Annotated in this window: 29 protein-coding genes and 1 riboswitch; of the genes, 20 read left to right on the top strand and 9 right to left on the bottom strand. The window is 72.1% G+C overall.

Annotated elements, in window-relative coordinates; genetic code table 11:
• The first annotated feature begins 3 nt into the window (after positions 1–3).
• The 5 genes from def to BJY16_RS44430 are packed head-to-tail and all read left to right on the top strand — an operon-like array spanning position 4 to position 4,702.
• Complete coding sequence (gene def / locus BJY16_RS44450) at positions 4–561, top strand: peptide deformylase (protein ID WP_185045709.1); 558 nt, start codon at positions 4–6, stop codon at positions 559–561.
• 4 nt (positions 562–565) lie between these two features.
• Positions 566–1,492: a methionyl-tRNA formyltransferase gene (gene fmt / locus BJY16_RS44445; RefSeq protein ID WP_185045708.1), complete on the top strand. Its 927-nt coding sequence runs from the start codon at positions 566–568 to the stop codon at positions 1,490–1,492.
• Positions 1,489–2,958, top strand: a complete 1,470-nt coding sequence (locus BJY16_RS44440) for an RsmB/NOP family class I SAM-dependent RNA methyltransferase (RefSeq protein ID WP_185045707.1) — start codon at positions 1,489–1,491, stop codon at positions 2,956–2,958. The genes fmt and BJY16_RS44440 overlap by 4 nt, the downstream gene beginning before the upstream one ends.
• Before the next feature lie 41 nt (positions 2,959–2,999).
• A complete protein-coding gene (gene rpe / locus BJY16_RS44435; protein WP_185045706.1) occupies positions 3,000–3,680 on the top strand; it encodes a ribulose-phosphate 3-epimerase in 681 nt (226 codons plus the stop codon).
• Positions 3,677–4,702 (top strand): GGDEF domain-containing response regulator, encoded by a 1,026-nt coding sequence (locus BJY16_RS44430; protein ID WP_373873416.1) that lies wholly within the window; start codon positions 3,677–3,679, stop codon positions 4,700–4,702. Before rpe ends, BJY16_RS44430 begins: the two co-directional genes overlap by 4 nt.
• Here BJY16_RS44430 and BJY16_RS44425 read toward each other — a convergent pair.
• Both BJY16_RS44425 and BJY16_RS44420 read right to left on the bottom strand, forming a co-directional pair.
• Positions 4,699–5,340 (bottom strand): lysophospholipid acyltransferase family protein, encoded by a 642-nt coding sequence (locus BJY16_RS44425; protein ID WP_185046961.1) that lies wholly within the window; start codon positions 5,338–5,340, stop codon positions 4,699–4,701. The genes BJY16_RS44430 and BJY16_RS44425 overlap by 4 nt on opposite strands.
• A 5-nt stretch (positions 5,341–5,345) precedes the next feature.
• Complete coding sequence (locus tag BJY16_RS44420) at positions 5,346–5,930, bottom strand: TetR/AcrR family transcriptional regulator (protein ID WP_185045705.1); 585 nt, start codon at positions 5,928–5,930, stop codon at positions 5,346–5,348.
• 76 nt (positions 5,931–6,006) lie between these two features.
• Between BJY16_RS44420 and BJY16_RS44415 the strand changes: the two genes are divergently transcribed.
• The 5 genes from BJY16_RS44415 (at position 6,007) to ribH (ending at position 10,959) form a co-directional block, all read left to right on the top strand.
• Positions 6,007–7,188 (top strand): aminotransferase class V-fold PLP-dependent enzyme, encoded by a 1,182-nt coding sequence (locus BJY16_RS44415; RefSeq protein ID WP_185045704.1) that lies wholly within the window; start codon positions 6,007–6,009, stop codon positions 7,186–7,188.
• Positions 7,189–7,249: 61 nt separating this feature from the next.
• Positions 7,250–7,438, top strand: a riboswitch (FMN riboswitch).
• Positions 7,439–7,575: 137 nt separating this feature from the next.
• Positions 7,576–8,631: a bifunctional diaminohydroxyphosphoribosylaminopyrimidine deaminase/5-amino-6-(5-phosphoribosylamino)uracil reductase RibD gene (ribD, locus tag BJY16_RS44410; protein ID WP_185046960.1), complete on the top strand. Its 1,056-nt coding sequence runs from the start codon at positions 7,576–7,578 to the stop codon at positions 8,629–8,631.
• A gap of 4 nt (positions 8,632–8,635) precedes the next feature.
• Positions 8,636–9,235, top strand: a complete 600-nt coding sequence (locus tag BJY16_RS44405; protein ID WP_185045703.1) for a riboflavin synthase — start codon at positions 8,636–8,638, stop codon at positions 9,233–9,235.
• A complete protein-coding gene (locus BJY16_RS44400; RefSeq protein WP_185045702.1) occupies positions 9,228–10,436 on the top strand; it encodes a bifunctional 3,4-dihydroxy-2-butanone-4-phosphate synthase/GTP cyclohydrolase II in 1,209 nt (402 codons plus the stop codon). Before BJY16_RS44405 ends, BJY16_RS44400 begins: the two co-directional genes overlap by 8 nt.
• Before the next feature lie 46 nt (positions 10,437–10,482).
• Entirely contained in the window at positions 10,483–10,959 is a 477-nt protein-coding gene (gene ribH / locus BJY16_RS44395; RefSeq protein ID WP_185045701.1) for a 6,7-dimethyl-8-ribityllumazine synthase, read from the top strand.
• Between the two features lie 3 nt (positions 10,960–10,962).
• Here ribH and BJY16_RS44390 read toward each other — a convergent pair whose 3' ends face one another.
• From BJY16_RS44390 to BJY16_RS44380, 3 genes are read right to left on the bottom strand one after another with little or no spacing between them, the layout of a single operon-like run.
• Positions 10,963–11,703 carry an amino acid ABC transporter ATP-binding protein gene (locus BJY16_RS44390; RefSeq protein ID WP_185045700.1) on the bottom strand — a complete coding sequence of 247 codons (741 nt, stop codon included), beginning with the start codon at positions 11,701–11,703 and terminating at the stop codon, positions 10,963–10,965.
• A 1-nt stretch (position 11,704) separates the two neighbouring features.
• Entirely contained in the window at positions 11,705–12,544 is an 840-nt protein-coding gene (locus tag BJY16_RS44385; protein WP_185045699.1) for an amino acid ABC transporter permease, read from the bottom strand.
• Complete coding sequence (locus tag BJY16_RS44380; protein WP_185045698.1) at positions 12,541–13,413, bottom strand: ABC transporter substrate-binding protein; 873 nt, start codon at positions 13,411–13,413, stop codon at positions 12,541–12,543. The genes BJY16_RS44385 and BJY16_RS44380 overlap by 4 nt, the downstream gene beginning before the upstream one ends.
• Positions 13,414–13,490: 77 nt before the next feature.
• On the opposite strand from BJY16_RS44380, the gene BJY16_RS44375 reads away from it, so the two are divergent.
• The 10 genes from BJY16_RS44375 (at position 13,491) to BJY16_RS44330 (ending at position 22,119) form a co-directional block, all read left to right on the top strand.
• Positions 13,491–13,754, top strand: a complete 264-nt coding sequence (locus BJY16_RS44375; RefSeq protein ID WP_185045697.1) for a phosphoribosyl-ATP diphosphatase — start codon at positions 13,491–13,493, stop codon at positions 13,752–13,754.
• Between the two features lie 44 nt (positions 13,755–13,798).
• On the top strand, positions 13,799–14,641 hold the full coding sequence (gene hisG, locus BJY16_RS44370) for an ATP phosphoribosyltransferase (protein WP_185045696.1): 843 nt from the start codon (positions 13,799–13,801) through the stop codon (positions 14,639–14,641).
• Complete coding sequence (locus BJY16_RS44365) at positions 14,641–15,111, top strand: PH domain-containing protein (protein WP_185045695.1); 471 nt, start codon at positions 14,641–14,643, stop codon at positions 15,109–15,111. The genes hisG and BJY16_RS44365 overlap by 1 nt, the downstream gene beginning before the upstream one ends.
• A 394-nt stretch (positions 15,112–15,505) precedes the next feature.
• Positions 15,506–16,111, top strand: a complete 606-nt coding sequence (infC, locus tag BJY16_RS44360) for a translation initiation factor IF-3 (RefSeq protein WP_185045694.1) — start codon at positions 15,506–15,508, stop codon at positions 16,109–16,111.
• Between the two features lie 58 nt (positions 16,112–16,169).
• The gene (gene rpmI, locus BJY16_RS44355) at positions 16,170–16,364 is read left to right on the top strand and encodes a 50S ribosomal protein L35 (RefSeq protein ID WP_185045693.1); all 195 of its coding nucleotides are present in this window, start codon (positions 16,170–16,172) and stop codon (positions 16,362–16,364) included.
• Positions 16,365–16,402: 38 nt separating this feature from the next.
• Positions 16,403–16,795, top strand: coding sequence for a 50S ribosomal protein L20 (gene rplT / locus BJY16_RS44350; RefSeq protein WP_014693392.1), 393 nt, complete (start codon positions 16,403–16,405; stop codon positions 16,793–16,795).
• Between the two features lie 67 nt (positions 16,796–16,862).
• Positions 16,863–17,636, top strand: coding sequence for a TrmH family RNA methyltransferase (locus tag BJY16_RS44345; protein ID WP_185045692.1), 774 nt, complete (start codon positions 16,863–16,865; stop codon positions 17,634–17,636).
• A gap of 317 nt (positions 17,637–17,953) precedes the next feature.
• Positions 17,954–19,015, top strand: a complete 1,062-nt coding sequence (pheS, locus tag BJY16_RS44340) for a phenylalanine--tRNA ligase subunit alpha (RefSeq protein WP_185045691.1) — start codon at positions 17,954–17,956, stop codon at positions 19,013–19,015.
• 4 nt (positions 19,016–19,019) lie between these two features.
• Positions 19,020–21,488 (top strand): phenylalanine--tRNA ligase subunit beta, encoded by a 2,469-nt coding sequence (pheT, locus tag BJY16_RS44335; RefSeq protein WP_185045690.1) that lies wholly within the window; start codon positions 19,020–19,022, stop codon positions 21,486–21,488.
• 415 nt (positions 21,489–21,903) lie between these two features.
• Entirely contained in the window at positions 21,904–22,119 is a 216-nt protein-coding gene (locus BJY16_RS44330) for a nuclear transport factor 2 family protein (RefSeq protein ID WP_185045689.1), read from the top strand.
• Positions 22,120–22,128: 9 nt separating this feature from the next.
• On the opposite strand, the gene BJY16_RS44325 is transcribed toward BJY16_RS44330, so the two are convergent.
• The 4 genes from BJY16_RS44325 to BJY16_RS44310 all read right to left on the bottom strand — a co-directional run bounded on the left by BJY16_RS44325 (position 22,129) and on the right by BJY16_RS44310 (position 24,950).
• Positions 22,129–22,935 (bottom strand): DUF4253 domain-containing protein, encoded by an 807-nt coding sequence (locus BJY16_RS44325; RefSeq protein ID WP_185045688.1) that lies wholly within the window; start codon positions 22,933–22,935, stop codon positions 22,129–22,131.
• 60 nt (positions 22,936–22,995) lie between these two features.
• Entirely contained in the window at positions 22,996–23,328 is a 333-nt protein-coding gene (locus BJY16_RS44320; protein ID WP_185045687.1) for a hypothetical protein, read from the bottom strand.
• Between the two features lie 22 nt (positions 23,329–23,350).
• The gene (locus BJY16_RS44315; protein ID WP_239176812.1) at positions 23,351–24,088 is read right to left on the bottom strand and encodes an SDR family oxidoreductase; all 738 of its coding nucleotides are present in this window, start codon (positions 24,086–24,088) and stop codon (positions 23,351–23,353) included.
• Positions 24,089–24,203: 115 nt separating this feature from the next.
• Complete coding sequence (locus BJY16_RS44310) at positions 24,204–24,950, bottom strand: GNAT family N-acetyltransferase (RefSeq protein ID WP_185045686.1); 747 nt, start codon at positions 24,948–24,950, stop codon at positions 24,204–24,206.
• Between the last annotated feature and the right edge of the window lie 48 nt (positions 24,951–24,998).

The following is a 24,998-nucleotide window of genomic DNA, read 5'->3' as shown; positions in this document are numbered from 1 at the left end:
CGCGTGACCGTCCAGCCCATCCGTCTCTTCGGCGATCCGGTGCTGCGCACTGCGGCCGATCCGGTCGTCGACTTCGACAAGGAACTGCGCAAGCTGGTCAAGGATCTGACCGACACGATGCTGGACGAGGGCGGCGCCGGCCTGGCCGCCCCGCAGCTGGGTGTCGGCCTGCGGGTGTTCACCTTCGACGTGGACGACGTGGTCGGGCACATCGTCAACCCGGTGCTGTCGTTCCCGGACGACGAGGAGCAGGACGGACCGGAGGGTTGCCTCTCCATCCCGGGCATCTACGTCGACACCAAGCGCCGGCAGAACGTGGTGGCGAACGGTTTCTCCGAGCACGGCGAGCCGGTCCAGCTGGTCGGCACCGGCCTGATGGCCCGCTGCGTGCAGCACGAGACCGACCACCTGGACGGCGTGCTGTTCCTGGACCGGCTGGACACGGCCGGCCGCAAGGACGCGATGAAGCAGATCCGCGCCGCCGAGTGGTACGACGCGGCCAAGCCCCCGACGGTCAAGGAGAGCCCGCACGGCCGGGGCATCTTCGGCGTGGGGCGGTGAGCTGATGCGCCTGGTCTTCGCCGGCACCCCGGAGGTGGCGCTGCCCAGCCTGGACGCGATCGCCGCGTCCGGGCACGAGCTGCTCGCCGTGGTGACCCGCCCGGACGCCCCGGCCGGCCGCGGCCGCCGCCTGGTCCGTTCCCCGGTCGGCGCCTGGGCCGACGAGCGCGGCATCGAGGTGCTGACCCCGGACAGACCGCGCGACCCGGACTTCCAGGAGCGCCTGCGCGCCCTGGCGCCGGACTGTGTGCCGGTGGTGGCCTACGGCGCCCTGGTCCCGCCGTCGGCCCTGGAGATCCCCCGGCACGGCTGGGTGAACCTGCACTTCTCGCTGCTGCCCGCCTGGCGCGGCGCGGCGCCGGTGCAGCACGCCGTGCTGCACGGCGACGAGGTGACCGGGGCCAGCGTCTTCGAGCTGGAGGCGGGGCTGGACACCGGCCCGGTCTACGGCACGGTCACCGACCAGATCCGGTTCAACGACACCTCCGGCGACCTGCTGGAGCGGCTCGCCCACGAGGGCGCCGGCCTGCTCGTCGCGGTGCTCGACGCGATCGGCGCGGGGACCGCCCGGGCGCACCCGCAGCCGCACGACGGGGTCAGCCTGGCGCCGAAACTGACCGCCGACGACGCCCGGGTCCGGTGGACCGATCCGGCGTTCGCGGTCGACCGGCGGATCCGGGCGTGCACGCCGGCGCCGGGCGCCTGGACCACGCTCCGCGACGACCGGCTCAAACTGGGACCGGTCCGGCCGGTCGCCAACGCGCCGCGTCTGGAGCCGGGCGAGCTGCGGGTGGAGCGCACCCAGGTGCTCGCCGGCACCGCCACCACGCCCGTGCAGCTCGGCGAGGTCCGGGCGGCGGGCAAGAAACCGATGGCCGCGACCGATTGGGCGCGCGGTATGCGTATCGAGGCAGGGGAAAAATTCGCGTGACGGAACATCGGGCTCCACGGCCGCACGGCGCCGGCCCTCGCCGGCCGTCCGGGCCGGGACATCCGCGCGACCAGCGCAGCGGTCGCGCGCCGCGGGCCGGCCGGCCGCCGTCGGACCCGGCGCGCCAGGCCGCCTACGAGGCGGTTGCCGCCGTGCACCGCGACGACGCCTACGCCAACCTGGTGCTGGGCGAGATCCTCGGCGGGATGGGCCTGCACGGGCGGGACGCCGCGTTCGCCACCGAGCTGACCTACGGCACGCTCCGCGCGCTCGGCACCCTCGACCTGATCATCGCGGACGCCTCCGGGCGGGAGCTGTCGCAGATCGACCCGCCGGCCCGGGACGCTCTCCGGCTCGGCGCCTACCAGCTGCTCTACACCCGGGTGCCGTCGCACGCCGCGGTGAACCAGACGGTCGACCTGGTCCGCTCGGTGGCGCCGGGCGCGGCCGGGTTCGCCAACGCGGTGATGCGCACCATCTCGGAGACCTCGCTCGACGACTGGCTGGCGAAACTGGCCCCGTCCCACGACGAGGACCCGGTCGGCAACCTCGCGGTGCACCACCACCATCCGGAGTGGATCGTGCGGTCGTTCGCCGAGGCGCTCGGCGGCGACCTGGAGGACACCGCCCGGCTGCTGATCGAGGACAACCAGGCGCCGGTGGTGCACCTGTGCGCCCGTCCGGGCCGGGCCGACGCGGTCGAGCTGGCCGACGAGGTCAACGGTGTCCCCGGTGCCTTCTCGCCGTACGCGGTGTATCTGAACGGCGGCGCCCCGCGCGAGCTGGCCGCCATCCGGGAGGGCCGGGCGCACGTCCAGGACGAGGGTTCCCAGCTGGTCGCGGCGGCGCTGCTGGCCGCCCCGCTGGAGGGCCGGGACACCCGCTGGCTGGACCTGTGCGCCGGGCCGGGCGGCAAGACCGGCCTGATCGGCGCGATCGCCGCCGGCCGGGGCGCCGAGGTGACCGCGGTCGAGGTGGCCGAGCATCGGGCCCGCCTGGTCGAGCAGGCCACCGAGGGCATGCCGGTGACCGTCCTGCCGATGGACGGCCGCTCGGTGGGCCGCGACCCGGACCTGCCGGAGGAGGCGTTCGACCGGGTGCTGGTCGACGCGCCGTGCACCGGGCTGGGCTCGCTGCGCCGGCGGCCGGAGTCGCGCTGGCGCCGGCAGCCGGCCGACCTGCCGCCGCTGACCAAGCTGCAGCGCGAGTTGCTGGTGGCGGCGCTGCGCGCGGTCCGCCCGGGCGGCGTGGTGGCGTACGTGACGTGTTCCCCTCACATGGTGGAGACCCAGGTCACGGTCAGCGAGGGTGCCCGGCGCAGCGGGGTCGAGGTCGACTTCGTGGACGCCCGGCCGCTGCTGCCGCCGGGGATGCCGGGGCTCGGCCCGGGCCCGACGGTCCAGCTGTGGCCGCACCGGCACGGCACCGACGCGATGTTCCTCGCCGTCCTGCGAAGGACCAGCTGACTAGTGCGGGACGTGCTCGGCGCGAGTCATACACTGCTTCGGTGACACCTTCGCCGATCATCGCGCCGAGCATCCTCGCCTCCGACTTCTCCCGCCTGGCCGAGGAAGTGCACGCCATCGAGGGGGCCGCCGACTGGGTGCACGTGGATGTCATGGACAACCACTTCGTGCCCAACCTGACGCTCGGCCTGCCGATCGTGCAGAGCCTGCGGAAGGCGACCACGATCCCGTTCGACGTGCACCTGATGATCACCGACCCGCAGCGGTGGGCGCCGGGCTACGCCGAGGCGGGGGCGTACAACGTGACGTTCCACGCGGAGGCCTGCGACGACCCGGTGGCGCTGGCCAAGACGCTGCGCGCGGCCGGGGCCAAGGCCGGCCTGGCGATCGACCGGGACACCCCGGTGGAGCCGTACCTGGAGTTGTTGCCCTATCTGGACACCGTCCTGATCATGACGATCAAGGCCGGGTTCGGCGGGCAGAAGTTCCTGCCGGAGATGCTGGACAAGGTGCGTGACGTGCGCCGCCGTGTCGCGGTGGGTCACCTGGACGTGCGCATCGAGGTGGACGGCGGGATCGCCGCGGACACCATCGAGCAGGCCGCCGAGGCGGGCGCGGACGCGTTCGTGGCGGGCACCGCGGTCTATGGCATGGCCGACCCGGCCGAGGCGGTGCGTAAGCTTCGGGCACTGGCCGCCAATCGGATGGGGAACTCGATGTGAGTACTTCCGAGCCGGGGCCCGTGGTCGAGGACCTCGGGCTCGACGCCGAGGAGCAACGACCGGACCTCATCCTGGTCGTCGACGACGACCAGGACATCGCGAGCTTCGTCGAGTTCAACCTCAAGGTGCACGGCTTCGAGGTGATCCGGGCCCGGGACGGGCAGGAGGCGCTCGACCTGATGGAGGAGCACCGGCCGGACCTGGCGCTGGTCGACTGGATGATGCCCCGGATGGACGGGGTCGAGCTGATCCGCAATCTGCGGGCCGACCCGCTGACCTCCGCGCTCCCGGTGATCATGCTGACCGCCCGGAGCATGACGGTGGACAAGGTGGTCGGGCTGACCACCGGCGCCGACGACTATCTGACCAAGCCGTTCGACACCGCCGAGCTGATCGCCCGGGTCTCCACCACACTGCGGCGCAACAAGGAGTTCCGCGAGGTCTCGCCGCTGACCGGCCTGCCCGGCAACGCCCGGGTGCGCCGGGAGATCATCGACCGGATCCGGTCCGGCGGCGACTACTCGGTGGGCTACATCGACATCGACCGGTTCAAGAGCGTCAACGACGTCTACGGTTTCGACCGGGGCGACGAGTTCATCACCGCGATGGCGCGCAGCCTGCAGCGGGCCAGCGCGTCCACCGGCAAGCCGTCGATCTTCCTGGGCCACATCGGCGGCGACGACTTCGTCTTCATCTGCCACCCGGACCAGGTGCTGCCGCTGACCAAGAGCATGGTCACCGACTTCGAGTCGGCCGCCGACCGGCTCTACGACGCGAAGGACGCGCAGCGCGGCTACATCGAGGTGCCCGACCGCCGCGGCAACAAGCAGCGCGCCGCCCTGGTCACGCTGTCGATCGGGGTGGCCCAGGCGACCGCGGACGGCCGGCAGTTCACCGATCCGCGGATGGTGATCGCGGTCGCCTCGGAGATGAAGAAGGTCGCCAAGTCCCAGCCGGGCTCCTACGTCGCGATCGACCGCCGCCGCAACGAAGCGAAAGATGAGGATCAAACCCCCATTTAGGTACGTGGGGGAGCGTACTTTCCGGCGTATTCCTGGCCGGTCATCCCCTGGATGGCGGCGACCACCTCGTCGGTGGCGCGCCGGGCGTCCTGGGCGGATTCCACCTTCACCGGGATCGCCGGGCCGAAGTCGAGCCGGATCGGGTGCCGCCGCGGGAACCGGCGCCCGGCCGGCCGGACCTGATCGGTGCCCCGGATCCCGACCGGGACGATCGGCACCCCGGCCTGCGCGGCGAGCCGGGCCGCCCCGGTCCGCCCCCGGTAGAGCCGCCCGTCCGGCGAGCGGGTTCCCTCGACGAAGACCGCGACCAGGCCGCCGGCCCGCAGGATCGGCACCGCCGCGTCGAAGGCGCTGAGCACCGCCCGGCCACCGGCCCGCTCGACCGGGATGGCGCCCATCCCGGTGACCACCCGGCGGGTGAGCCCGGAGCCGCGGAAGTACTCCGCCTTGGCCCAGAAGGCGATGTGTCGCGGGGTGTTGACGCCGAGGAACAACTGGTCGGCGATGGCGTGGTGGTTGGCCGCCAGGATCGCGCCGGAGCCGGCCGGCAGGTGCTCCAGGCCGGTGACCGTGGTCGGCCAGAGGCCGCGCAGCACGGCGCCCAGGGTGCGGTGCGCGACGGCGTACAGCGGTGGCATCCGGGTCATCGGGAGTCCTTTCCCAGGTGGGCGGCGAGGGTGGCGTCGATGAACGGGCCTGGGTCGGTGGCTCCGGTGGCCAGCGTCAGCGAGCCCCAGATCCAGAGCTGGGCGGTGCCGTGCAGGGCGGCCCAGATGGCGGCGGCGGTGACCTGGGCGGGTGGCTGCGCGGCCGGCCGGGCCGCGGCGACCAGGTCGACCAGGAGCCGGAAGAGGGGCAGTGACGCGTCCCGGAGCCCCAGCTCACCGCCGGTCTCCAGCAGGTCGTGCCGGAACATCAGCTCGAACATGCTCCGGTTGGCGGCGGCGAATCGTACGTAGATCTGGGCCAAGCTGGTGATCTGCGACCGCGGGTCGTCCGGAGCGGACCGCAGGGCCGCCTCGATCTGCGCCCGGAGCTCGGCGAACCCGGACCGGGCGATGGCCGAGAGCAGCGACTTGTGGGTCGGGAAGTAGCGGCGCGGCGCGCCGTGCGAGACGCCGGCCCGCCGGGCGATCTCACGCAGTGAGAGCGCGCCGGGACTTTCGGTGCGCAGCAACTCGGCGCCGACCCGGACGAGCCGATCACGTAAGGCGTCGTCAGCGGGCATAGACAGTGTCTACCAGAGCCGATAGACACTGTCTACGCCAGATGCGTCCGCGCCCCGGATCTGCGAGGCTGCGGACATGGACGTGGACGTGCTTCGGGCCGGGACGCCCGGCTGCCGCAATCGGATCCATCTGAACAACGCCGGCGCGGCCCTGATGTCGCAGCAGACCCTGGACGCCATCGTCGGGCACCTCGGGCTCGAGGCGCGGATCGGTGGCTACGAGGCGGCCGACGCGGCCGCCGACCGGGTCGCGGCCGTCTATGCCGGGCTCGCCGAGCTGCTGGGCGGCCGGACCGACGAGATCGCGCTCTTCGACAACGCGACGCACGCCTGGCAGGCGGCGTTCTACTCGGTGCCGCTGCGGCCCGGCGACCGGGTGCTGACCGGCCGCAACGAGTACGGCAGCAACGTTCTCGCCTACCTGCAGGCGGCCCGGCGGGTGGGCGCCGAGGTGGTCGTGGTGCCGAACGACGCGGACGGCCAGCTCGACACCGCCGCGCTGGCCGGCCTGATCGACGGGCGCACCAGGCTGATCGGCGTGACCCACGTGCCGACCGCGGGCGGCCTGGTCAACCCGGCCGCCGAGGTGGGCCGGATCGCCCGCGCCGCCGGCGTCCCCTACCTGCTGGACGCGACCCAGTCGGTGGGGCAGTTCCCGGTCGACGTCGACGAGATCGGCTGCGACTTCCTCTGCGGGACCGGGCGCAAGTTCCTGCGTGGCCCGCGGGGGACCGGGTTCCTCTGGGTCCGCAGCGGCGTGCTGGAGCAGCTCGACCCGCACGTCGCGGAGATCCAGTCGGCGGAGTGGGACGGGGCGCGCGGCTTCGACTGGGTGCCCGGCGCACAGCGGTTCGCCACCTGGGAGCTGAACTACGCGGCGGTGCTCGGCCTGGGCGCGGCCGTCGACCAGGCGCTCAACCTGGGACTGGACGAGATCGGCAAGCGGAACGCCGAGCTCGGCGACCGGATGCGCGGCCTGCTCGAGGACACCCCGGGGGTGACCGTGCACGACCTGGGCCGGGAGCGGTGCGCGATCGTCACCGCCCAGGTCGACGGGGTGGAGGCGGAGCTGGTGGTGGCCCGGCTGGCCGAGTCCGGGGTTAACGTGACCAGCACCGAGCCGGCCCACCAGCAGTTCGACACCGAGGAGCGGAACCTGCCGCCGCTGGTCCGGTTCTCGGCGCACTACTACAACACCGAGGACGAGCTGGAGCACGCAGCCGCCCTGGTCGGAGCCATGGTCGGCAAGCGTTTGTGAGATCCCTCGCGCCCGGGGTGGCAAATCCGCCGGCGCGTGCAAGACTCGGGGGTAACCCACCACGCGCTGGCGGGACTCGGTGAAATTCCGAACCGGCGGTGATCCGTTGCCTGGCCCCTGGCCAGCGCGGCGGTAAGCCCGCGACCCGGACGTCCGTACCACGACGGCCGGTGGACCTGGTGAGACTCCGGGGCCGACGGTTGATCAGGCGACATGCCTGGTCAGACAGTCCGGATGGGAGACAGCGCGCGGAATCGGACGGGTGTGCCCTCAGTGAGGGCCGCATCCGGCCGGGGTGCGCGAAGCGTACCCTCGGTGTCCGATTCTTGGCGTTTCTCCCGTTGCCTGTCGCGCGTGATCCGACCGCGTGAGAGGGACGTCGCAGCGATGGTGACCGAGGACGAGGCGATGCGCCGCGCGATCGCGCTGGCCGCCCGGGGCCTCGGCACGACCAGCCCCAACCCGGTGGTCGGCTGCCTGCTGCTGGGCCCGGACGGCTCGGTGGTCGGCGAGGGCTTCCACGCGTACGCGGGTGGCCCGCACGCCGAGATCGTCGCGCTCGCCCAGGCCGGCGAGCGGGCCCGCGGCGGCACCTGCGTGGTCACCCTGGAGCCGTGCAACCACACCGGCCGGACCGGCCCGTGCTCGGAGGCGCTGATCCAGGCCGGGCTGCGCCGCGTGGTGATCGCCGTCGACGACCCGAACCCGGTGGCCTCCGGCGGCGCCGCCACCCTGCGCGCGGCCGGCCTGCAAGTGGAGACCGGCGTCCGCCGCGCCGAGGCCGAGCTGGGCAACATCGCCTGGCTGACCGCCGTGCGCCGCGGCCGCCCGTTCGTGACCTGGAAATTCGCCGCCACCCTGGACGGCCGCTCGGCCGCCGCGGACGGGACCAGCCAGTGGGTCAGCTCCAGCGAGTCGCGCTTCGACGTGCACGTGCTGCGCAGCACGGTCGACGCGATCGTGGCCGGGGTCGGCACGGTGGTCGCCGACGACCCGCAGCTGACCGTCCGCGACCTGCGGGACGGCTCGCTGGCGATCAAGCAGCCGCTGCGCGTGGTGGTCGACTCGCACGGGCGGACCCCGGCCGGCGCCCGGGTCCGCGACGCGGCCGCGCCGACCTGGATCGTCACCACCGCCGAGACCGGTCAGGGGCCGGACGGCCGGGTCGATCTGCACGCGATGCTCACCGAGCTGTACGACCGGGGCATCCGCAACGTTCTTCTGGAGGGCGGCCCGACGCTGGCCGGCGCGTTCCTCGCGGCCGGCCTGGTCGACCGGGTGATCGGCTACGTCGCGCCGAAACTGCTCGGCGCCGGACGGTCCGCCCTGGTCGACGCCGGGGTCGGCACCATCGCCGAGGCCCTGGAGCTCGACTTCACCGACATCGCGCAGATCGGGGGCGACCTGCGCTTCACCGCCACGCTCCGCCAAAAGGAGAACTGAGCCTATGTTCACCGGCATCGTCGAAGAGTTGGGTGAGATCGTCCGGCTCACCGAGGGCAGTGCGGACTCCGCCGTGATCGCGGTCAAGGGTCCCCTGGTCACCTCGGACGCCCGCGACGGCGATTCGATCTCCGTCAACGGCGTCTGTCTCACCGTCATCGACAACGTGGACGGGGTGTTCACCGCCGACGTGATGGGCGAGACGCTGCGGCGTTCGTCGCTGGGCGCGCTGCGGGTCGGCAGCAACGTGAACCTGGAGCGGGCCGCCGCGCTGGGCAGCCGCCTCGGCGGCCACCTGGTGCAGGGCCACGTCGACGGGGTGGCCCGGGTGGTCAGCCGGGAGCCGGCCGACCAGTGGGAGATCGTCACCTTCTCGCTCCCCGCCGAGCTGGCGAAATACGTGGTCGAGAAGGGCTCGATCACGGTCGACGGCGTCTCGCTGACCGTCATGGCGGTCACCGACGACACGTTCTCGGTCGGGATGATCCCGGCCACCTCCAAGCACACCGTGCTGGGCAGCAAGGCCATCGGCGAGCCGGTCAACCTCGAGGTCGACGTGATCGCCAAGTACGTCGAGAAGATGCTGGGGAGCCGCAATGTCTGAGAGCATCGAGCGCGCGATCGCCGAGATCAAGGCCGGCCGGCCGGTGATCGTGGTGGACGACGAGGACCGGGAGAACGAGGGCGACCTCATCTTCGCGGCCGAGCACGCCACCCCGGAGCTGGTCGCGTTCATGGTCCGCTACACGTCGGGGTACATCTGCGTGGCGATCACCGAGTCGGAGGCCGACCGGCTGGAGCTGCCCCCGATGTACCACACCAACCAGGACAAGAAAGGCACCGCGTACGCGGTCGCCGTCGACGCCCGGCACGGCGTGAGCACCGGCATCTCGGCCGCCGACCGGGCGCGCACGATCAGCCTGCTCGGCTCGGCCGCCACCGAGCCGTCCGACCTGTCCCGCCCGGGGCACGTGGTGCCGCTGCGGGCCAAGGCCGGTGGCGTGCTGCGCCGCCCGGGCCACACCGAGGCCTCGATCGACCTGGCGGTGCTGGCCGGCTGCAGCCCGGCCGGCGCGCTCTGCGAGATGGTCAACGACGACGGCACCATGCAGCGCCTCCCCGACCTGGAGAAATTCGCGGTCGAGCACAACCTGGTCCTGGTCACCATCGCCGACCTGGTGGCCTACCTGCGGGAGCGCTCGGAGAAGCAGATCGACCGGGTGGTCGAGACCGTGCTCCCCACCGAGCACGGCGTCTTCACCGCGGTCGGCTACCGCACCTCGGCGGACAACGGCGAGCACGTCGCGCTGGTCTACGGCGACCTGGCCGACGGCGAGGACGTGCTGGTCCGGGTGCACTCCGAGTGCCTGACCGGGGACGTCTTCGGCTCCCGCCGCTGCGACTGCGGCCCGCAGCTGGACGCCGCCCTGGAGCGGGTGGCCGCCGCCGGGCGGGGCGTGGTGCTCTACATGCGCGGGCACGAGGGGCGCGGCATCGGCCTGCTGCACAAACTCCAGGCGTACCAGCTGCAGGACCGCGGCTTCGACACGGTCGACGCGAACCTGGAGCTGGGCCTGCCGGCCGACGCCCGGGACTACGGCACCGGCGCGCAGATCCTCTACGACCTGGGCGTGCGCTCGATGCGGCTGCTCACCAACAACCCGGCCAAGCGGGCCGGCCTGGAGGGGTACGGCCTGCGGGTCACCGGCCGCGAGGAGCTGCCGGTCCGCCTGCACCCGGAGAATGTCCGGTACCTGCGGACCAAGCGGGACCGGATGGGGCACCTGTTCGAGGCGTTGGGCTGACCAGCGCTTCACCCAGGGGCGAAGATGACGGAAAAGGGGGGTTCAGATGGCCGGCTTCGGTGATCCGCACACACAGCCCGTCGACGCGGCCGGGCTGCGGCTCGGCATCGTCGGCTCACGCTGGCACAACGACCTGGTCGACCACATGGTGGAGCGGGCCCGGGCGGCCGCCGAGGCGTGCGGCGTCACGGACGTCGTCGTCGCGCGCGTGGCCGGCTCGGTCGAGCTGCCGGTGGTCGCTCAGGCGCTGGCGAGACGCTGTGACGCGGTGGTTGCCCTCGGCGTGGTGATCAAGGGCGAGACCCAGCACTTCGAGTACGTCTGCGACGCGGTCACGGCCGGCCTGACCCGGGTCGCGCTGGACGAGCGGACCCCGGTCGCGCACGGCGTGCTCACCGTGCAGAGCCTCGGCCAGGCCCGGGACCGGGCCGGCCTGGAGGACTCGATCGAGGACAAGGGCTGGCAGAGCACGGTCGCCGTGCTCGACGCCGTGCTCGCCATCCGCGAGATCGAGAAGGACTAGCTCTCAGAGCCGTCCGGCTTCGATGATCCGGGCCAGGAACTGCCTGGTCCGCGCTTCGACGGGGTCGCCCAGCACCTGCTCGGGCGGCCCCTGCTCGAGGACCCGGCCGCCGTCCAGGAAAGCCACCCGGTCGGCGACCTGCTTGGCGAAACCCATCTCGTGGGTGGCCAGCACCATGGTCATCCCCTCGCCCTTGAGGTCGCGGATCATGGTGAGCACCTCGCCGACCAGCTCCGGGTCGAGCGCCGAGGTGACCTCGTCGAGCAGCAGCAGCCGTGGACTGTTGACCAGCGCCCGGACGATCGCGACCCGCTGCTGCTGGCCGCCGGAGAGCCGGTCCGGATAGGCCTTCGCCTTGTCCGCCAGACCGACCCGCTCCAGCCACCGGACCGCTTCGTCCCGCGCGTCCGCCGAAGACTTCTTGTGGACGCGGGTGGGCGCCAGCGTGATGTTGTCCAGCACCGTCATGTGCGGGAACAGGTTGTAGGACTGGAAGACCAGCCCGATCCGCTGCCGTACCCGGTCGGCGTCCGCCCGGGGGTCGGTGATCTCGTCGCCGTCCAGGTGGATGGTCCCGTCGTCGATCTCGGTGAGCAGGTTCACGCAGCGCAGCAGCGTCGACTTGCCCGAGCCGGAGGCGCCGATCAGCGCCACCACCTCGTGCTCACCGACGTCCAGGCTGAGGTCGTCGAGCACCACCTGGTCGCCGAAGACCTTCCGGACGTTCCGGCAGGAGAGCACCACGTCAGGCCCCCGCGTTCTGGGCTCGGGCCGCGCGCAGCGTCACCCGGTCGGTGATCGCGATCAGCGGCAGGGCGAGCAGGATGAAGAGCACCGCGGCCACCACGTACGGGGTGAAGTTGCCGCTCTTGGCCACCCCGATCTGGGCCGCCCGGATCGCGTCGACCGGCCCGGCCAGGGAGATCAGCCCGACGTCCTTCTGCAGCGCCACGATGTCGTTGAGCAGCGGCGGGGTGACCCGGCGGACCGCCTGCGGGAGCACCACATGGCGCATCGCCTGCCGGTGGCTCAGGCCCAGCGACCGGGCCGCCGCGACCTGGCTGGGATGCACCGACTCGATCCCGGCCCGGAACACCTCGGCCAGGTACGCCCCGTAGGTGATCACGATGGCCGCCCCGCCCAGCACCACCACGTCCGGGGTGCCCTGCAGCCGCAGCCCGGGGATGCCGAAGGCGAACAGGTAGATCGCGATGATCAGCGGCAGCCCGCGGAACGAGTAGGTGTACCCGGCGGTCAGCGCCCGGACCGGGAAGGTGACCGGCCCGCGCAGCGTGCGCAGCACCGCGATCAGCAGCCCGAGCGCGAGCGCCACCGGCGCGCACACCAGGAACAGCCGGACGTTGAGCCAGAACCCGTCCAGCACGGACGGGAAGTACGCCACGGCGACGTCCCCGTTGAAGAACGACTCCTTGACCCGCGGCCAGCCGGGCGCCCCGGTCACGCCGACCGCGAGCAGCGTGCCGGCGACCGCGGTGGACAGCGCGGCGAGCAGGACCGAGCGGATCGCCTGCCGGCGACGGTAGGCGATCCGCTCGCGCTGCCGCTGACTTGGTGCGTGGGTCACTTGAGCTCGGGCGCCCCGGAGTCGGACAGCCAGGTCTTCTCCAGCACCGCGAGGGTGCCGTCCTGACGCAGCTGGTCGACCGCCTGGCTGACGCAGCCGGTCAGCTTCGAGCCCTTGTCCAGCACCAGGCCGAACTGCTCGGGCACGCCGACCTGCGGCAGCTGGCCGACGATCACGCCGTCCTTCAGCTCGGCGCCGGTCATGTAGAACGCGGTCGGCAGGTCCACCACGATGCCGTCGACGGTGCCGTTCTCCAGCGCCTTCTTGGCGTCGTCGTTGTTGTTGAACACCGACGGCTTGGTGGTCGGCTTGATGATGTCGGTGATCGCCTGGTAGCTGGTGGTGCCGACCTGGGCGCCGAGTTTCGCCCCGGTCAGGTCGGCCAGCGACTTGGCGCCGGCGATCTTCGACTTCTTCGTCGTGATCACCGTCTGCCGGACCAGGTAGTACGGCGAGGAGAAGTCCACCGCCTGCTTGCGCTCGTCGGTGATGGAGAACTGGTTGATGTCGAAGTCGAACGCCTTGGGCCCGGGGGCGATCGCGTTGTTGAACGTCACCGCCGTCCAGACCACGTTGTCCTTCGAGTACCCGAGCCGCTCGGCGACCTGGTAGGCCACCGCGGACTCGAAGCCCTTCCCGTTGGCCGGCTTGCTGTCGGAGAACCAGGGCTCGTACGCCGGGTCGTCGGTGCCGATGGTGAGTTTGCCCGCGGCGACGGTGCCGAGGGAGCCGGACGGACAGGCGTCCGCCGCGGAGGAGGAGGGGGATGCGCCGGAGGTGCTGTCGTCCTCGACCGGGGAACAGGCCGTGACAGTGGCGAGCGCCAGTGCGGCGCCACCCACGAGGAGGGGGGTGAGACGGCTGACCATGCGGGGAGCTTAAAAGACGTCCCACGGGCTGGGGGCGTTCGTCGTCAGACCGTAATGAGCTGCAACAATCGTCTCCCGTGAAGACGTTCGAAGAACTGTTTGCCGAGTTGCAGCGCAAGGCGGCGGAACAGACCCCCGGTTCGGGCACGGTCGACGCCCTTCAACGAGGTGTCCACTTCATCGGGAAGAAGGTCGTCGAAGAGGCGGCCGAGTCCTGGATGGCCGCCGAGCACGAGGGTCCGGAACGCGCCGCCGAGGAGATCTCCCAGCTGTTCTACCAGGCACAGGTCCTGATGATCGCCACCGGACTCGAGCTCAAGGACGTGTACCGACATCTCTGACGTGCGGCCCCGGTCCGTCCGTCGAAGAGTGAAGGAGCACGTCAATGCTGCGCATCGCCATCCCGAACAAGGGCACCCTGTCCGCGCCGGCCACCCAGATGCTGAAGGACGCCGGCTACCGTCAGCGCACCGATCCCAAAGACCTGGCCTGCCGTGACGAAGCCAACAACGTCGAGTTCTTCTACCTGCGGCCGCGCGACATCGCGACGTACGTCGCCTCGGGTGACCTGGATCTCGGCATCACCGGCCGCGACCTGCTGGTCGACTCCGGGGCGCCGGCCTCCGAGCTGCTCGACCTGAACTTCGGCGGGGCCACGTTCCGCTGGGCCGCCCCGGCCGGCACGCTGACCTCGGTCGACCAGATCGCCGGGAAGCGGATCGCCACCGCCTTCCCCGGCCTGGTCGGCAGTTACCTGACCGAGCACGAGCTGAAGGCGGACGTGGTCCGCCTGGACGGCGCGGTGGAGAACGCGGTCCGGCTCGGCGTCGCCGACCTGATCGCCGACGTGGTGGAGACCGGCGCCACGCTGCGCCAGGCCGGCCTGGTCACGCTCGGCGAGCCGCTGATGCGCTCGTCGGCCGTCCTGATCGGCCGGGAGGCCGAGCCGCCGGCCGCCGCCACCCAGCTGCTGCGCCGGCTCAACGGCGTGCTGGTCGCCCGCAACTTCGTGATGCTCGCCTACGACGTCCGGGCCGACCTGCTGGAGCAGGCCACCGGGCTGACCCCGGGGATCGAGTCGCCGACCGTCTCCCCGCTGCACCGGGAGGGCTGGGTCGCCGTGCAGGCGATGGTCCAGCGCAGTCAGGTGCACCGGGTGATGGACGAGCTGTACGAGCTCGGCGCGCGTGCGATCCTGGTAACCGATATCGCCAACTGCAGGTTGTGATGACAGTCATGACGACCGACGTCGTGTTCCGCCCCAAGAAGATCCGCCTGGTGGCCGCCCCGGTGGCGGCCGCGGTCGCGATCTTCTTCACCGTGCTCAGCTTCGGGCTGCACGGCCAGGCCGGCTTCGAGAACGCCGGCCAGGTCGGCTCGGGCAGCTTCCAGCGGGGTGACCAGGCCGCCATGATCGGGCTGGGCATCCTGATCGGGCTGGGCATCCTGACCTTCTGCCGGCCCCGGGTCCGCGCCGACGAGCAGGGCGTGCACGTGCGCAACGTGGTGGGCGGCTACGACCTGCCGTGGACCGTGGTGCGCGCGGTGCGCTTCGACCGGAACTCGGCCTGGGCGCATCTGGAGCTGCTCGACGACGAGCAGGTGTCGATCCACGCGCTGCAGGCGGTCGACAAGGACTACGCGGTGGATGGCGTACGCAAGCTCCGGGCTTTGCATTCGGCCTCGCAAGAGGCCTGACCTCCGGCTGCGCATCAACCCGGACCTCCGGCTGCGCATCAACCCTGATGCGGCCCCGCATCAGGGTTGATGCGGGGCCTGGTAAGCTTGCGGGCAGTCGACCACGCCCAGCTCTGAGCTGGGCGCGAAAGAGGAGCCCGCTGGTTCCCACCCGAGTCACTCACTGTGGCCGGGTCCGGTCATCCGTCCGGGGGAATATTCCCTGTTCGGAGTGCGTCCTCCCTTGGGACGCCGATGACCGGTCGAGCGGGCCTCGGCATGCACGCCAGACGTGTTGCCGAGGTCTTCTGCTTTCCCGGCCGTCCCGTGGTCCAGCGGGACGGTGACTCGGGGCCGACCGACATTGGCAGAAGTAGGTACGTTCTGAGGAGGCCCCATCAGCGTCGAACCACGCGTGAACGAACAGATCCGGGCTCGTGAGGTCCGTCTGGTCGGTCCGGAGGGTGAGCAGGTCGGCATCGTGCCGCTCGAGCGCGCGCTCCAACTGGCCGCGGACGTGGACCTGGACCTGGTCGAGGTTGCTCCGATGGCCCGGCCGCCGGTGTGCAAGCTCATGGACTTCGGCAAGTTCAAGTACGAGAGCGCACTGAAGGCCCGCGAAGCGCGGCGCAACCAGCAGCAGACCGTCATCAAGGAAATGAAGCTGCGGCCGAAGATCGACCCGCACGACTACGAGACCAAAAAGGGTCACGTGGTGCGGTTCCTCAAGGCGGGCGACAAGGTCAAGGTGACGATCATGTTCCGCGGCCGTGAGCAGAGCCGCCCCGAGCTGGGCTTCCGGCTTCTCCGCCGGCTCAGCGAGGAGATCTCCGAGCTGGGCTTCGTGGAGGCCAGCCCGAAGCAGGACGGTCGGAACATGATCATGGTGCTGGCGCCGCACCGGGCCACGAAGGCCGCTGCGGTCGCCGCCACGGCGGCCGGCGGCAAGCCCGCTCGTGAGCCGCGTGAGGGCGACGGTACCGAGGTGCCGCCGGCCAACCCTGCCGACACCACCGAGTAGACAGCTTTTCCGCACGACCCCCGGTCGTACGGAAAGATCATGAAAGAGGCGTTCTAAAGTGCCGAAGATGAAGAGCCACACCGGCATGGGTAAGCGGGTGAAGGTCACCGGCAAGGGCAAGATCGTGCGCGAGCAGACCGGCAAGCGCCACCTGCTGGAGCACAAGTCCTCCCACGTTACCCGCCGGATGACCGGCACTGTGGTGGTGGCCAAGGCCGACACCGCGCGAGTGAAGAAGCTTCTGGGCCGCTGACGCGCGCCTGACACGTACCCCTGTAAGGAGTTCTGGAAATGGCACGCGTCAAGCGGGCGGTAAACGCCCAGAAGAAGCGCCGCACTCTGCTCGAGACCGCGAGCGGCTACCGCGGTCAGCGCTCGCGGCTGTACCGCAAGGCCAAGGAGCAGGTGCTGCACTCGATGCAGTACTCGTACCGCGACCGTCGTGACCGCAAGGGCGACTTCCGCCAGCTGTGGATCACGCGTATCAACGCGGCGGCCCGGGCCAACGGGATGACCTACAACCGCCTCATCCAGGGTCTGAAGCTGGCCGAGGTCGAGGTCGACCGCAAGATCCTGGCTGACCTGGCGGTCAACGACGCGACCGCGTTCGCGGCCATCGTCGAGGTCGCCCGCGCGGCCGTCGCGGCCGAGGGCACCGGCGGCGCCGCCGCGCAGGCTGCCTGAGTTCGCGCAGTTTCGCAGAACGCCCCCCGAGCGATCGGGGGGCGTTTCCCTTTCCCGAGACGGAGACATGTTCACACCGCGTACCCCGAGAATCGTCGCCGCTCGCCGCCTGCAGCGGCGCCGGGACCGTGACCAGGCCCGCCGCTTCCTCGCCGAGGGGCCGCAGGCCGTGCGCGAGGCGCTCGCGGCCGGCGTGGTGCTGGAGCTGTTCGGCACCCCGGCCGGGCTGGACAAGCACGCCGAGCTGACCGTCCAGGCGCCGGAGGTCTCCCCGGTCACCGAGGAGGCGCTCGCGGCGCTCGCCGAGACCGTGCACCCGCAGGGCCTCGTCGCGCTCTGCGAGCAGGTCGACGTGCCGATCGCCGAGGCGCTCGGCAAGCGGCCCAAGCTGGTGGCGGTGCTCGCCGAGATCCGCGACCCGGGCAACGCCGGGACGATCCTGCGTACCGCGGACGCGGCCGGCGCCGAGGCGGTGATCTTCGCGGGCGACGCGGTCGACCCCTACAACGGCAAGTGCGTCCGGTCGTCGGCCGGCTCGCTGTTCCACGTCGACGTGGTGCGTGCCCCGCTGGACGTGCTGGACCTGCTCCAGGACTCCGGCCTGCAGGTGCTGGCGACCAGCGGCACCGGCTCGGACGATCTGGACGCGCTGCTCGACGGCGGGCTGCTGAGCGCGCCGACCGCCTGGCTGTTCGGCTCCGAGGCGCACGGCCTGCCCGGCGAGCTGCTGACGGCGGCCGACCGCCGGGTCCGGGTGCCGATCTACGGCGGCGCGGAGAGCCTCAACCTGGCCGCCGCGGCCGCGGTCTGCCTGTACGCCTCAGCTCGCGCCCAGCGCTGACGGCGACTCCGCGCCAGGCCGCCTGGTCGTCCACGCGCGGTGCAACGACACCTACGGCGTTCTCCAGTTCACCCTGCACAGCGGCTCGTACGACGGGAAGTTCGTACCGGTCCGCGGATATAGGCGCGTGGGGCCCGGCAGCCTGCCGCTATGCTGGGCCCCATGTCAGGTCCGAGGTCACTGTTTATCCGGCCCGCTGGTCGCGGGCGCCGGATCTGACTCTCCTGCGCGAACTTCGCTGACCGGCGGGCTGCGGCCCAGCCGTGCCTCACTACACTGCCCGATGGCTCATCCGGTGTGAGGGAGTTCGCCCGACCATGTCTTACCGCAACGATCCGTACGATCCTAAGCAGGCCGCCCTGCTCGCGCCCGAGGCTCTCGAAGCCGCTGTGTCCGAGGCCGAGAAGGCCTTCGCGCAGGCTGCCGACCTCGACGCGCTCGCCGCGCTGAAACCCGCGCACCTCGGCGACCGCTCGCCGGTGTCGCTGGCGCGCCGGGAGATCGGCTCGCTGCCCCCGGCCGCGAAATCCGACGCCGGCAAGCGGGTCAACGTCGCCCGCCAGGCCGTCCAGGCCGCATACGACGCCCGGCAGGCCGAGCTGGAGGCGGACCGCGCCGCCCGCGTGCTGGTCGAGGAGCGGGTCGATGTCACCCTGCCCTGGAACCGCCGCCCGCGCGGCTCCCGGCACCCGCTGACCACGCTGATGGAGCACATCGGCGACGTCTTCCTCGGGATGGGCTACGACATCGTCGACGGTCCCCAGCTGGAGCTGGAGTGGGCCAACTTCGACGCGCTCAACATCGGCCCGGACAACCCGGTCCGCGGCGCCTCCGACACGTTCTTCGTGGACGTGCCGGGGCTGGTGATGCGGACCCACACGTCGCCCGGCCAGGTACGCACCATGCTCAGCCGGACGCCGCCGATCCGCATCGTGAGCCCCGGCCGGGCGTACCGGACCGACGAGCTGGACGCCACCCACACCCCGGTCTTCCACCAGGTCGAGGGCCTGGTCATCGACGAGGGCATCACGATGGCGCACCTGCGCGGCACGCTCGACCACTTCGCCAAGGCGATGTTCGGCCCGGACGCGCGGACCCGCTGGCGGCCGCACTACTTCCCGTTCACCGAGCCGTCCGCCGAGTTCGACGTCTGGTTCGCCCAGCACCGCGACGGCCCGCGCTGGGTCGAGTGGGGCGGCTGCGGCATGGTCAACCCGAAGGTGCTGACCGCCTGCGGCATCGACCCGGACAAGTACTCCGGGTTCGCCTTCGGCATGGGTGTCGAGCGGACCCTGATGTTCCGCAACGGCGTCAGCGACATGCACGACATGGTCGAGGGCGACGTGCGGTTCACCACGAACTTCGGAATGGAGTCCTGACGCGATGAAGACGTCACTGTCGTGGCTGCGCGAGTACGTCGAGCTGCCCGCGGACCTCACCGCCGAGCGGCTCGACCTGGCGCTGACCAACCTCGGCATGGAGGTCGAGTCGATCGTCGACCAGGCCGCCACGATCAAGGGCGACCTGGTCGTCGGCCGGGTGCTGACCATCGAGGAGCTGACCGGCTTCAAGAAGCCGATCCGGTTCTGCACCGTGGACGTCGGCCGGGCCGTGCCGCAGGAGATCGTCTGCGGCGCCCGGAACTTCGCCGAGGGCGACCTGGTCGTGGTGATCCTGCCCGGCGGTGAGCTGCCGGGGGGCTTCACGATCGGGGCGCGGAAGACGTACGGCCGCAACTCGCACGGCATGATCTGCTCGGCGCGCGAGCTGGGCGTCTCCGACGAGCACGAGGGCATCATCGTGCTGCCGGCCGGCGCGGCCACGCCCGGCGTCGACGCGCGCCCGGTGGTCGGCCTGGACGACGTGCTGGTCGAGGTGGAGATCACCCCGGACCGTGGGTACGAGATGAGCGTCCGGGGCATCGCCCGGGAGCTGGCGACGCACTTCGGCGTGGCGTACCAGGACCCGGCCCGCGTGGTGTTCTCCACCCGGACCGAGGAGCCGCCGTACCCGGTCACCGTCGAGGACACCGTCGGCTGTGACCGGTTCTCGGCGCGCGTGGTGCGCGGCATCGACCCGGCGGCCAAGTCGCCCGAGTGGATGCAGCGCCGCCTGATCGCGGCCGGCATCCGGGCCATCTCGCTGCCGGTCGACATCACCAACTACCTGATGCTCGAATTCGGTCAGCCGATGCACGTCTTCGACCTGCAGCGGCTGCGCGGCGGCCTCACCGTGCGGCGCGCCCACCCGGGCGAGAAACTGACCACCCTGGACGGCGTCGCCCGCGTGCTGGACGCCGAGGACATGGTGATCTGCGACGAGGCCGGGCCGATCTCGCTGGCCGCGGTGATGGGCGGCGAGACCAGCGAGTGGCAGCAGGGCACGGTCGACGTGCTCCTCGAGGCGGCGCACTGGGACCCGGTCATGGTCGGGCGCACCGCCCGCCGGCACAAGCTGTTCAGCGAGGCCGCCAAGCGCTGGGAGCGGGGCGTCGACCCGCAGCTCACGCTGGCCGCGCTGGAGAAAGCGGTGGCGATCCTCACCGAGCACGCCGGTGGGACCGTCGACGAGCGGGTGCTGGACATCGACCACGTCGCGCCGCGCACCGCGATCACCCTGCCGGCCGACCTGCCGTCCCGGATCATCGGCCTGCCCTACTCGGCGGACCGGATCGCCGAGCTGCTGACCTCGGTCGGCTGCACGGTGGCCGGCAGCGACGTCGTGCCGCCGAGCTGGCGGCCCGACCTGCAGGCGCCGATCGACCTGGTCGAGGAGGTGGCGCGGCTCGGCGGCTACAACGACATCCCCAGCGTGCTGCCGCCGGCCGGGGCCAGCAAGGGCCTCACCCCGGCGCAGCGCCGGCACCGCTCGGTCGGCCGCGCGCTGGCCGAGAACGGGTACGTCGAGGTGCTGTCCTACCCGTTCGTCGCGCCCGGCGCCGCGGACCAGCTCGGACTGCCCGCCGACGACCCGCGGCGCAGCGCGGTCCGGCTGACCAACCCGCTCTCCGAGGAGGAGCCGCTGCTGCGGACCAACCTGCTCGGCCCGCTGCTCGGCACGCTCAAGCGGAACCTGGGCCGCGGGCACCGGGACCTGGCGCTCTTCGAGACCGGCTCGGTGTTCCTGCCGCACCTGACCGCGACCGCCCCGCCGGTGCTCGGCGTCGACCGCCGGCCCACCGCCGACGAGTGGGCGCAGGCCAACGCGATCGTCCCGGCGCAGCCGTGGCACCTGGCCGCGGTGCTCGCCGGCGACATCGCGCCGGCCGGCTGGTGGGGTCCGGGCCAGGCGGCGAGCTGGGCCGACGCGATCGAGGCGGCCCGGATCGCGCTGAGCGCCGCCGGCGTCCCGGCGTCGCTGGTCTCGGTCCGCGCGGCCGAGCACGCCCCGTGGCACCCGGGCCGCTGCGCCGCGATCCTGGTCGGCGACGACGTCGTCGGCTACGCGGGGGAGCTGCACCCGGCCGTGGTCGCCGCGCTCGACCTGCCCAAGCGCACCAGCGCCATGGAGATCGACCTGGACGCCCTGCCGGACGCCCCGGTCGTCGACGCCCCGAAGATCTCCACCTTCCCGCCGGCGCTGATCGACGTGGCGCTGGTCCTGGACCGCACGGTCCCGGCCGGCGAGGTGCAGGCCACCCTGGCCGAGGGCGCGGGGCAGCTGCTGGAGACGGTGGCGCTCTTCGACGTCTACGAGTCGGAGCAGCTCGGCGAGGGCAAGCGGTCGCTGGCCTACAAGCTCACCTTCCGCGCCCCGGACCGCACCCTCACCTCGGAGGAGACCATCGCGGCCCGGGACGCGGCGGTGGCCCTGACCGCGTCCCGCTTCGGCGCCACCCTGCGCGGCGCCTGACCCGGCGCCCAGCCCACGCACGACCGCTGAGGGACCCCCGGCCCGCCGAGGGTCCCTCACCCTTTTCCGGTACGCCCACAGCCCCCGCGACCCACACGCGAGCCGCCCCGCCCCGCGCCGTCTTGTCGCCGCCCGCGTGCCCGGTGCTTCGCCCGGCTGGCCTTCTGCCTGACCTCGCCTTGTGCCGCGCCCGCTGCCTCAGCCTTTGTGCCGCGTCCGCTGCCTCAGCCCTTGTGCCGCGCCGGGTGCTTCAGTCCCTTGTGCCGCGCCGGGTGCCTCAGCTCCCTGTGCCGCGCCCGCTGCCTCAGCTCGCCCTGTGCCGAGCCCGCTGCTTCGCCCCGCCGGGCGCCGTGGCTCTGCCTCGCCCCGGTCCGGGCGCGGCGGATCTGTCAGACCCGCCGGTTAGCGTGCGGACGTGGACATCGTCACCGAAGTGCTGGCGGCGGCGGGCCGGGATGACCGGCCGGCCCTGATCCAGCTCCTGCATCCCTATCTGCACTGGACCGAGGGCGGTCGCACACTGCGCGGCCGCACCAACGTCTTCGCCCGCCTGGCCGCCGGCCCGCCACCCGAGCCGGCCGCCTCCTATGAGTTGCGGGACGGGCAGATCTACCGCTGGACCGCGCCGTGAGCCCTCCGCTCAGTCCCACCAGAAGTCCCACTGCGTGGAGCCGACCAGCTCGGCGGCATACTCCTCCAGCTCGGTGATCCCGCCGACGCTGTCCGCGCAGAAGGCGAGATGCTCGGCGCTGAGCAGCCGGGCCGCCGCCAGATCGGCCGGCGGAGCGGCCACGCTCAGGATCATCGTGTCGAAGCCCAGCGACAGCAGCCGCACCCCGAACCGCGTCTCCCAGCTGCGCAGCACCGCACAGATCTTCGCCGTGTCGTTCTCGTGGTTGACCGGCCCGGTCCAGCCGATCAACGCCGGGATGTCGGCACTCCGCTCGCACCGCACCACCCCGAGCCGAGCCCGGCTCACCTGACCGGCGTCAACCAGCAGCTCAGCCACCTCGGCGGCGTGCGCCTCCGGGTCGATGCCGCCGGCGCCGCCGGCCGCGTGTGCTCCCGCAGGAGCGCGGCCGAGTGTGGCCGGTGCCAGCCCGGGCCACTCCCGCAGGACCGAGGCGAAGTCCGGATCGTCCTCGTCCTCGTCGGGCACCTGGGCGTCGAACCACTCCCGGAGCAGGACCGCCGGATCGTGATCCCCCGGTCTGCTCCTGATCAGGCGTGGGTTCAGCTCGTCGGTCTCCCAGGGGCGGAGCGGCGGGTCGTCATAGAGCCCCTTCAGGAACAGCGGCCACCACCCGGTCCGCGCGAACTGCCGGTGCACCGTGCTCCACCAGCCCGGCTCGACGCTCGACCGGCTGGCCCAGAGCAGTCCCTGCACCGGCCGCCAGTCGCCGCCCACCGGGTCGTTCTCCAGCTCCGGGCGCTCTCCCATGACCATGCGCCGAACCTACCGGCCAGGTCTGACAATTCCGCCGGGGACCGGTGCGGCGGCGTCCGGCTACCGGGTCTTCAGGAGCCGGCGGGCGTGCGGGCGCTCCTCCGGATCGAGCCGCGCGCACCCCGACGCCACCACCCGCCACGGGCCGGCCGCCAGGGCCGCGTCGATCATCGCCCGCACCTCGTCGACCCGGTGCGGCTCGGTCGCGAACAGCACCCGCAACCGCAGCCGATCGTCCTCCGGCGACCGGGCGGTGTGGTGCGGCGCCAGCGGGCACGGCCCGTCGTGCTCATGGGATCCGCACAGCGTGTCGGTGATCAGGGCGCCCGGCAACGCCGGATCGACCCCGGCGTCGAGGACGACCGTGGCGTGGTGCGCGTAGACCTGCCGCATGCCCGCCACGGTAGCCCGCGCGTCAGTCGATGGTGTGGCCGCCGTTCACCGTGATCCGCTCCCCGGTGATGAACCGGGACGCGTCGGACGCCACGAACGCCACCACGTCCGCGATGTCCTGCGGCGTGCCCATCCGGCCGAGCGGCACATCGGCGACATATCCGGCGGTGTCCGCGTCGCCGTGCCGCTCCACCGGGATCCAGCCGGGCGCCACCACGTTCACCGTGACGCCGTATCGTCCCAGCTCCCGAGCCCAGGTCCGGGCCAGCCCGAGCTGTGCGCCCTTGGCCGCGTTGTAGGCGGACATCCCGGGCAGCGCCCGCTCGAACGCGTCCGACCCGATGTGGATGAACCGCCCGCCGCCCAGCTCCCGCATCCCCGGCAGCGTCGCCTGCATCAGCAGCGTCGGGCTCTTCACGAAGAATTCCAGCTGGTCCAGATGATCCCGCCAGCTCACCTCCTCGGCCGGCCCGGTCGGCTGCGGCCCGGTGGCATTCGCCACCACGACCCGGATCGGCCCGAGGCTGTCCGTGGCCAGGGACACCATTTCCGGTACGGCGTCCTCGTCCGTCACGTCCCCCGCGATCGCGACCGCCCGCCCGCCGGCCGCGACGATGTCCGCGACCACGCGCTCCGCCCCGTCCCGATCCGACCGGTAGTTGACCGCCACCGCCCACCCGTCCGCCGCGAGCCGCCGGGCGATGTGCGCGCCGAGCCCGCGCGAGGCCCCGGTCACCAGAGCTGCTCCCTTGATCGTCACGGGGCCACCTTAGGATCCCGCTCCGCCCCCGGCGAGCCACCCCGGGAGCGTTCCCACCAGCTGGCGACGGACCCGCCGGCGCCCAGGAGCCCTGGACACCGGCGAGGCCGCTGTCTCAGCTCTTGGAGATGTAGAGGCGCTGCCCCGCCGGGCGGAAGCCGACCCGCTCGTAGACCCGCCAGGAGTCCTCGCCGGAGGCCTCCAGCCAGGCGATCTCCACGCCCGCGTCGAAGAGCCGGCGGGTCACCGCGGCGGTGATCGCGGCACCCAGGCCCCGCCGGCGGAACGGCTCGCCGACCGCGATCCCGGCGACCTCGCTGAGGCCGTCGGCCGGTACCGACGCGACGCCGCCGCCGGCGTACCGGCCGTCGGTGGTCCGGGCGGCGACCAGCACGCCACCGCGCTTCTGGTTGCGGCGCTGGCGGCCGACCTCCGCCGGGTTCGGGGTGTAGATGTCGCCGAACGCCGCGCTCTGCACCGCGATCATGCCGTTCAGCTCGTCGTCGCTGATCGGCTCGATCAGGTCGAAGCCGTCCGGGGCGGGCGGCTCGGCGAAGGTGGCCGGCGTGCAGACCAGGTACTCGTGCCGGACCTCAACCGCGAATCCGGCTTCGACCAGCAGTTTCTCCAGCGTGGGAGCGCAGCTGACCACGTACTCCAAACGGGGTTTGCGGGCACCGAAGGCGGCGACCAAAGCGGCGACATCGGCCGCGGTGATCTCCGCGCCGGGAACCGGCGTGGCGTAGTTGATGAACGGGCTGTCGGAACTGTCGTCGAACCCGATCACGAACGGTCCGCACTCGACGGCGTTCGGACGGTGGTGCAGGGTGGTGACGACGGCGCGCTGGATGCGCAGATCCATGGTGAGGTGACCCTTTCGAGGGCTCGAAGAAGAAAGAAAGGAAGCAGG

Source organism: Actinoplanes octamycinicus (assembly GCF_014205225.1).
Lineage (GTDB): Bacteria > Actinomycetota > Actinomycetes > Mycobacteriales > Micromonosporaceae > Actinoplanes > Actinoplanes octamycinicus.
The sequence above is the reverse complement of the archived record's forward strand: the minus strand, read 5'-3'. Positions and strand labels throughout refer to the sequence as shown.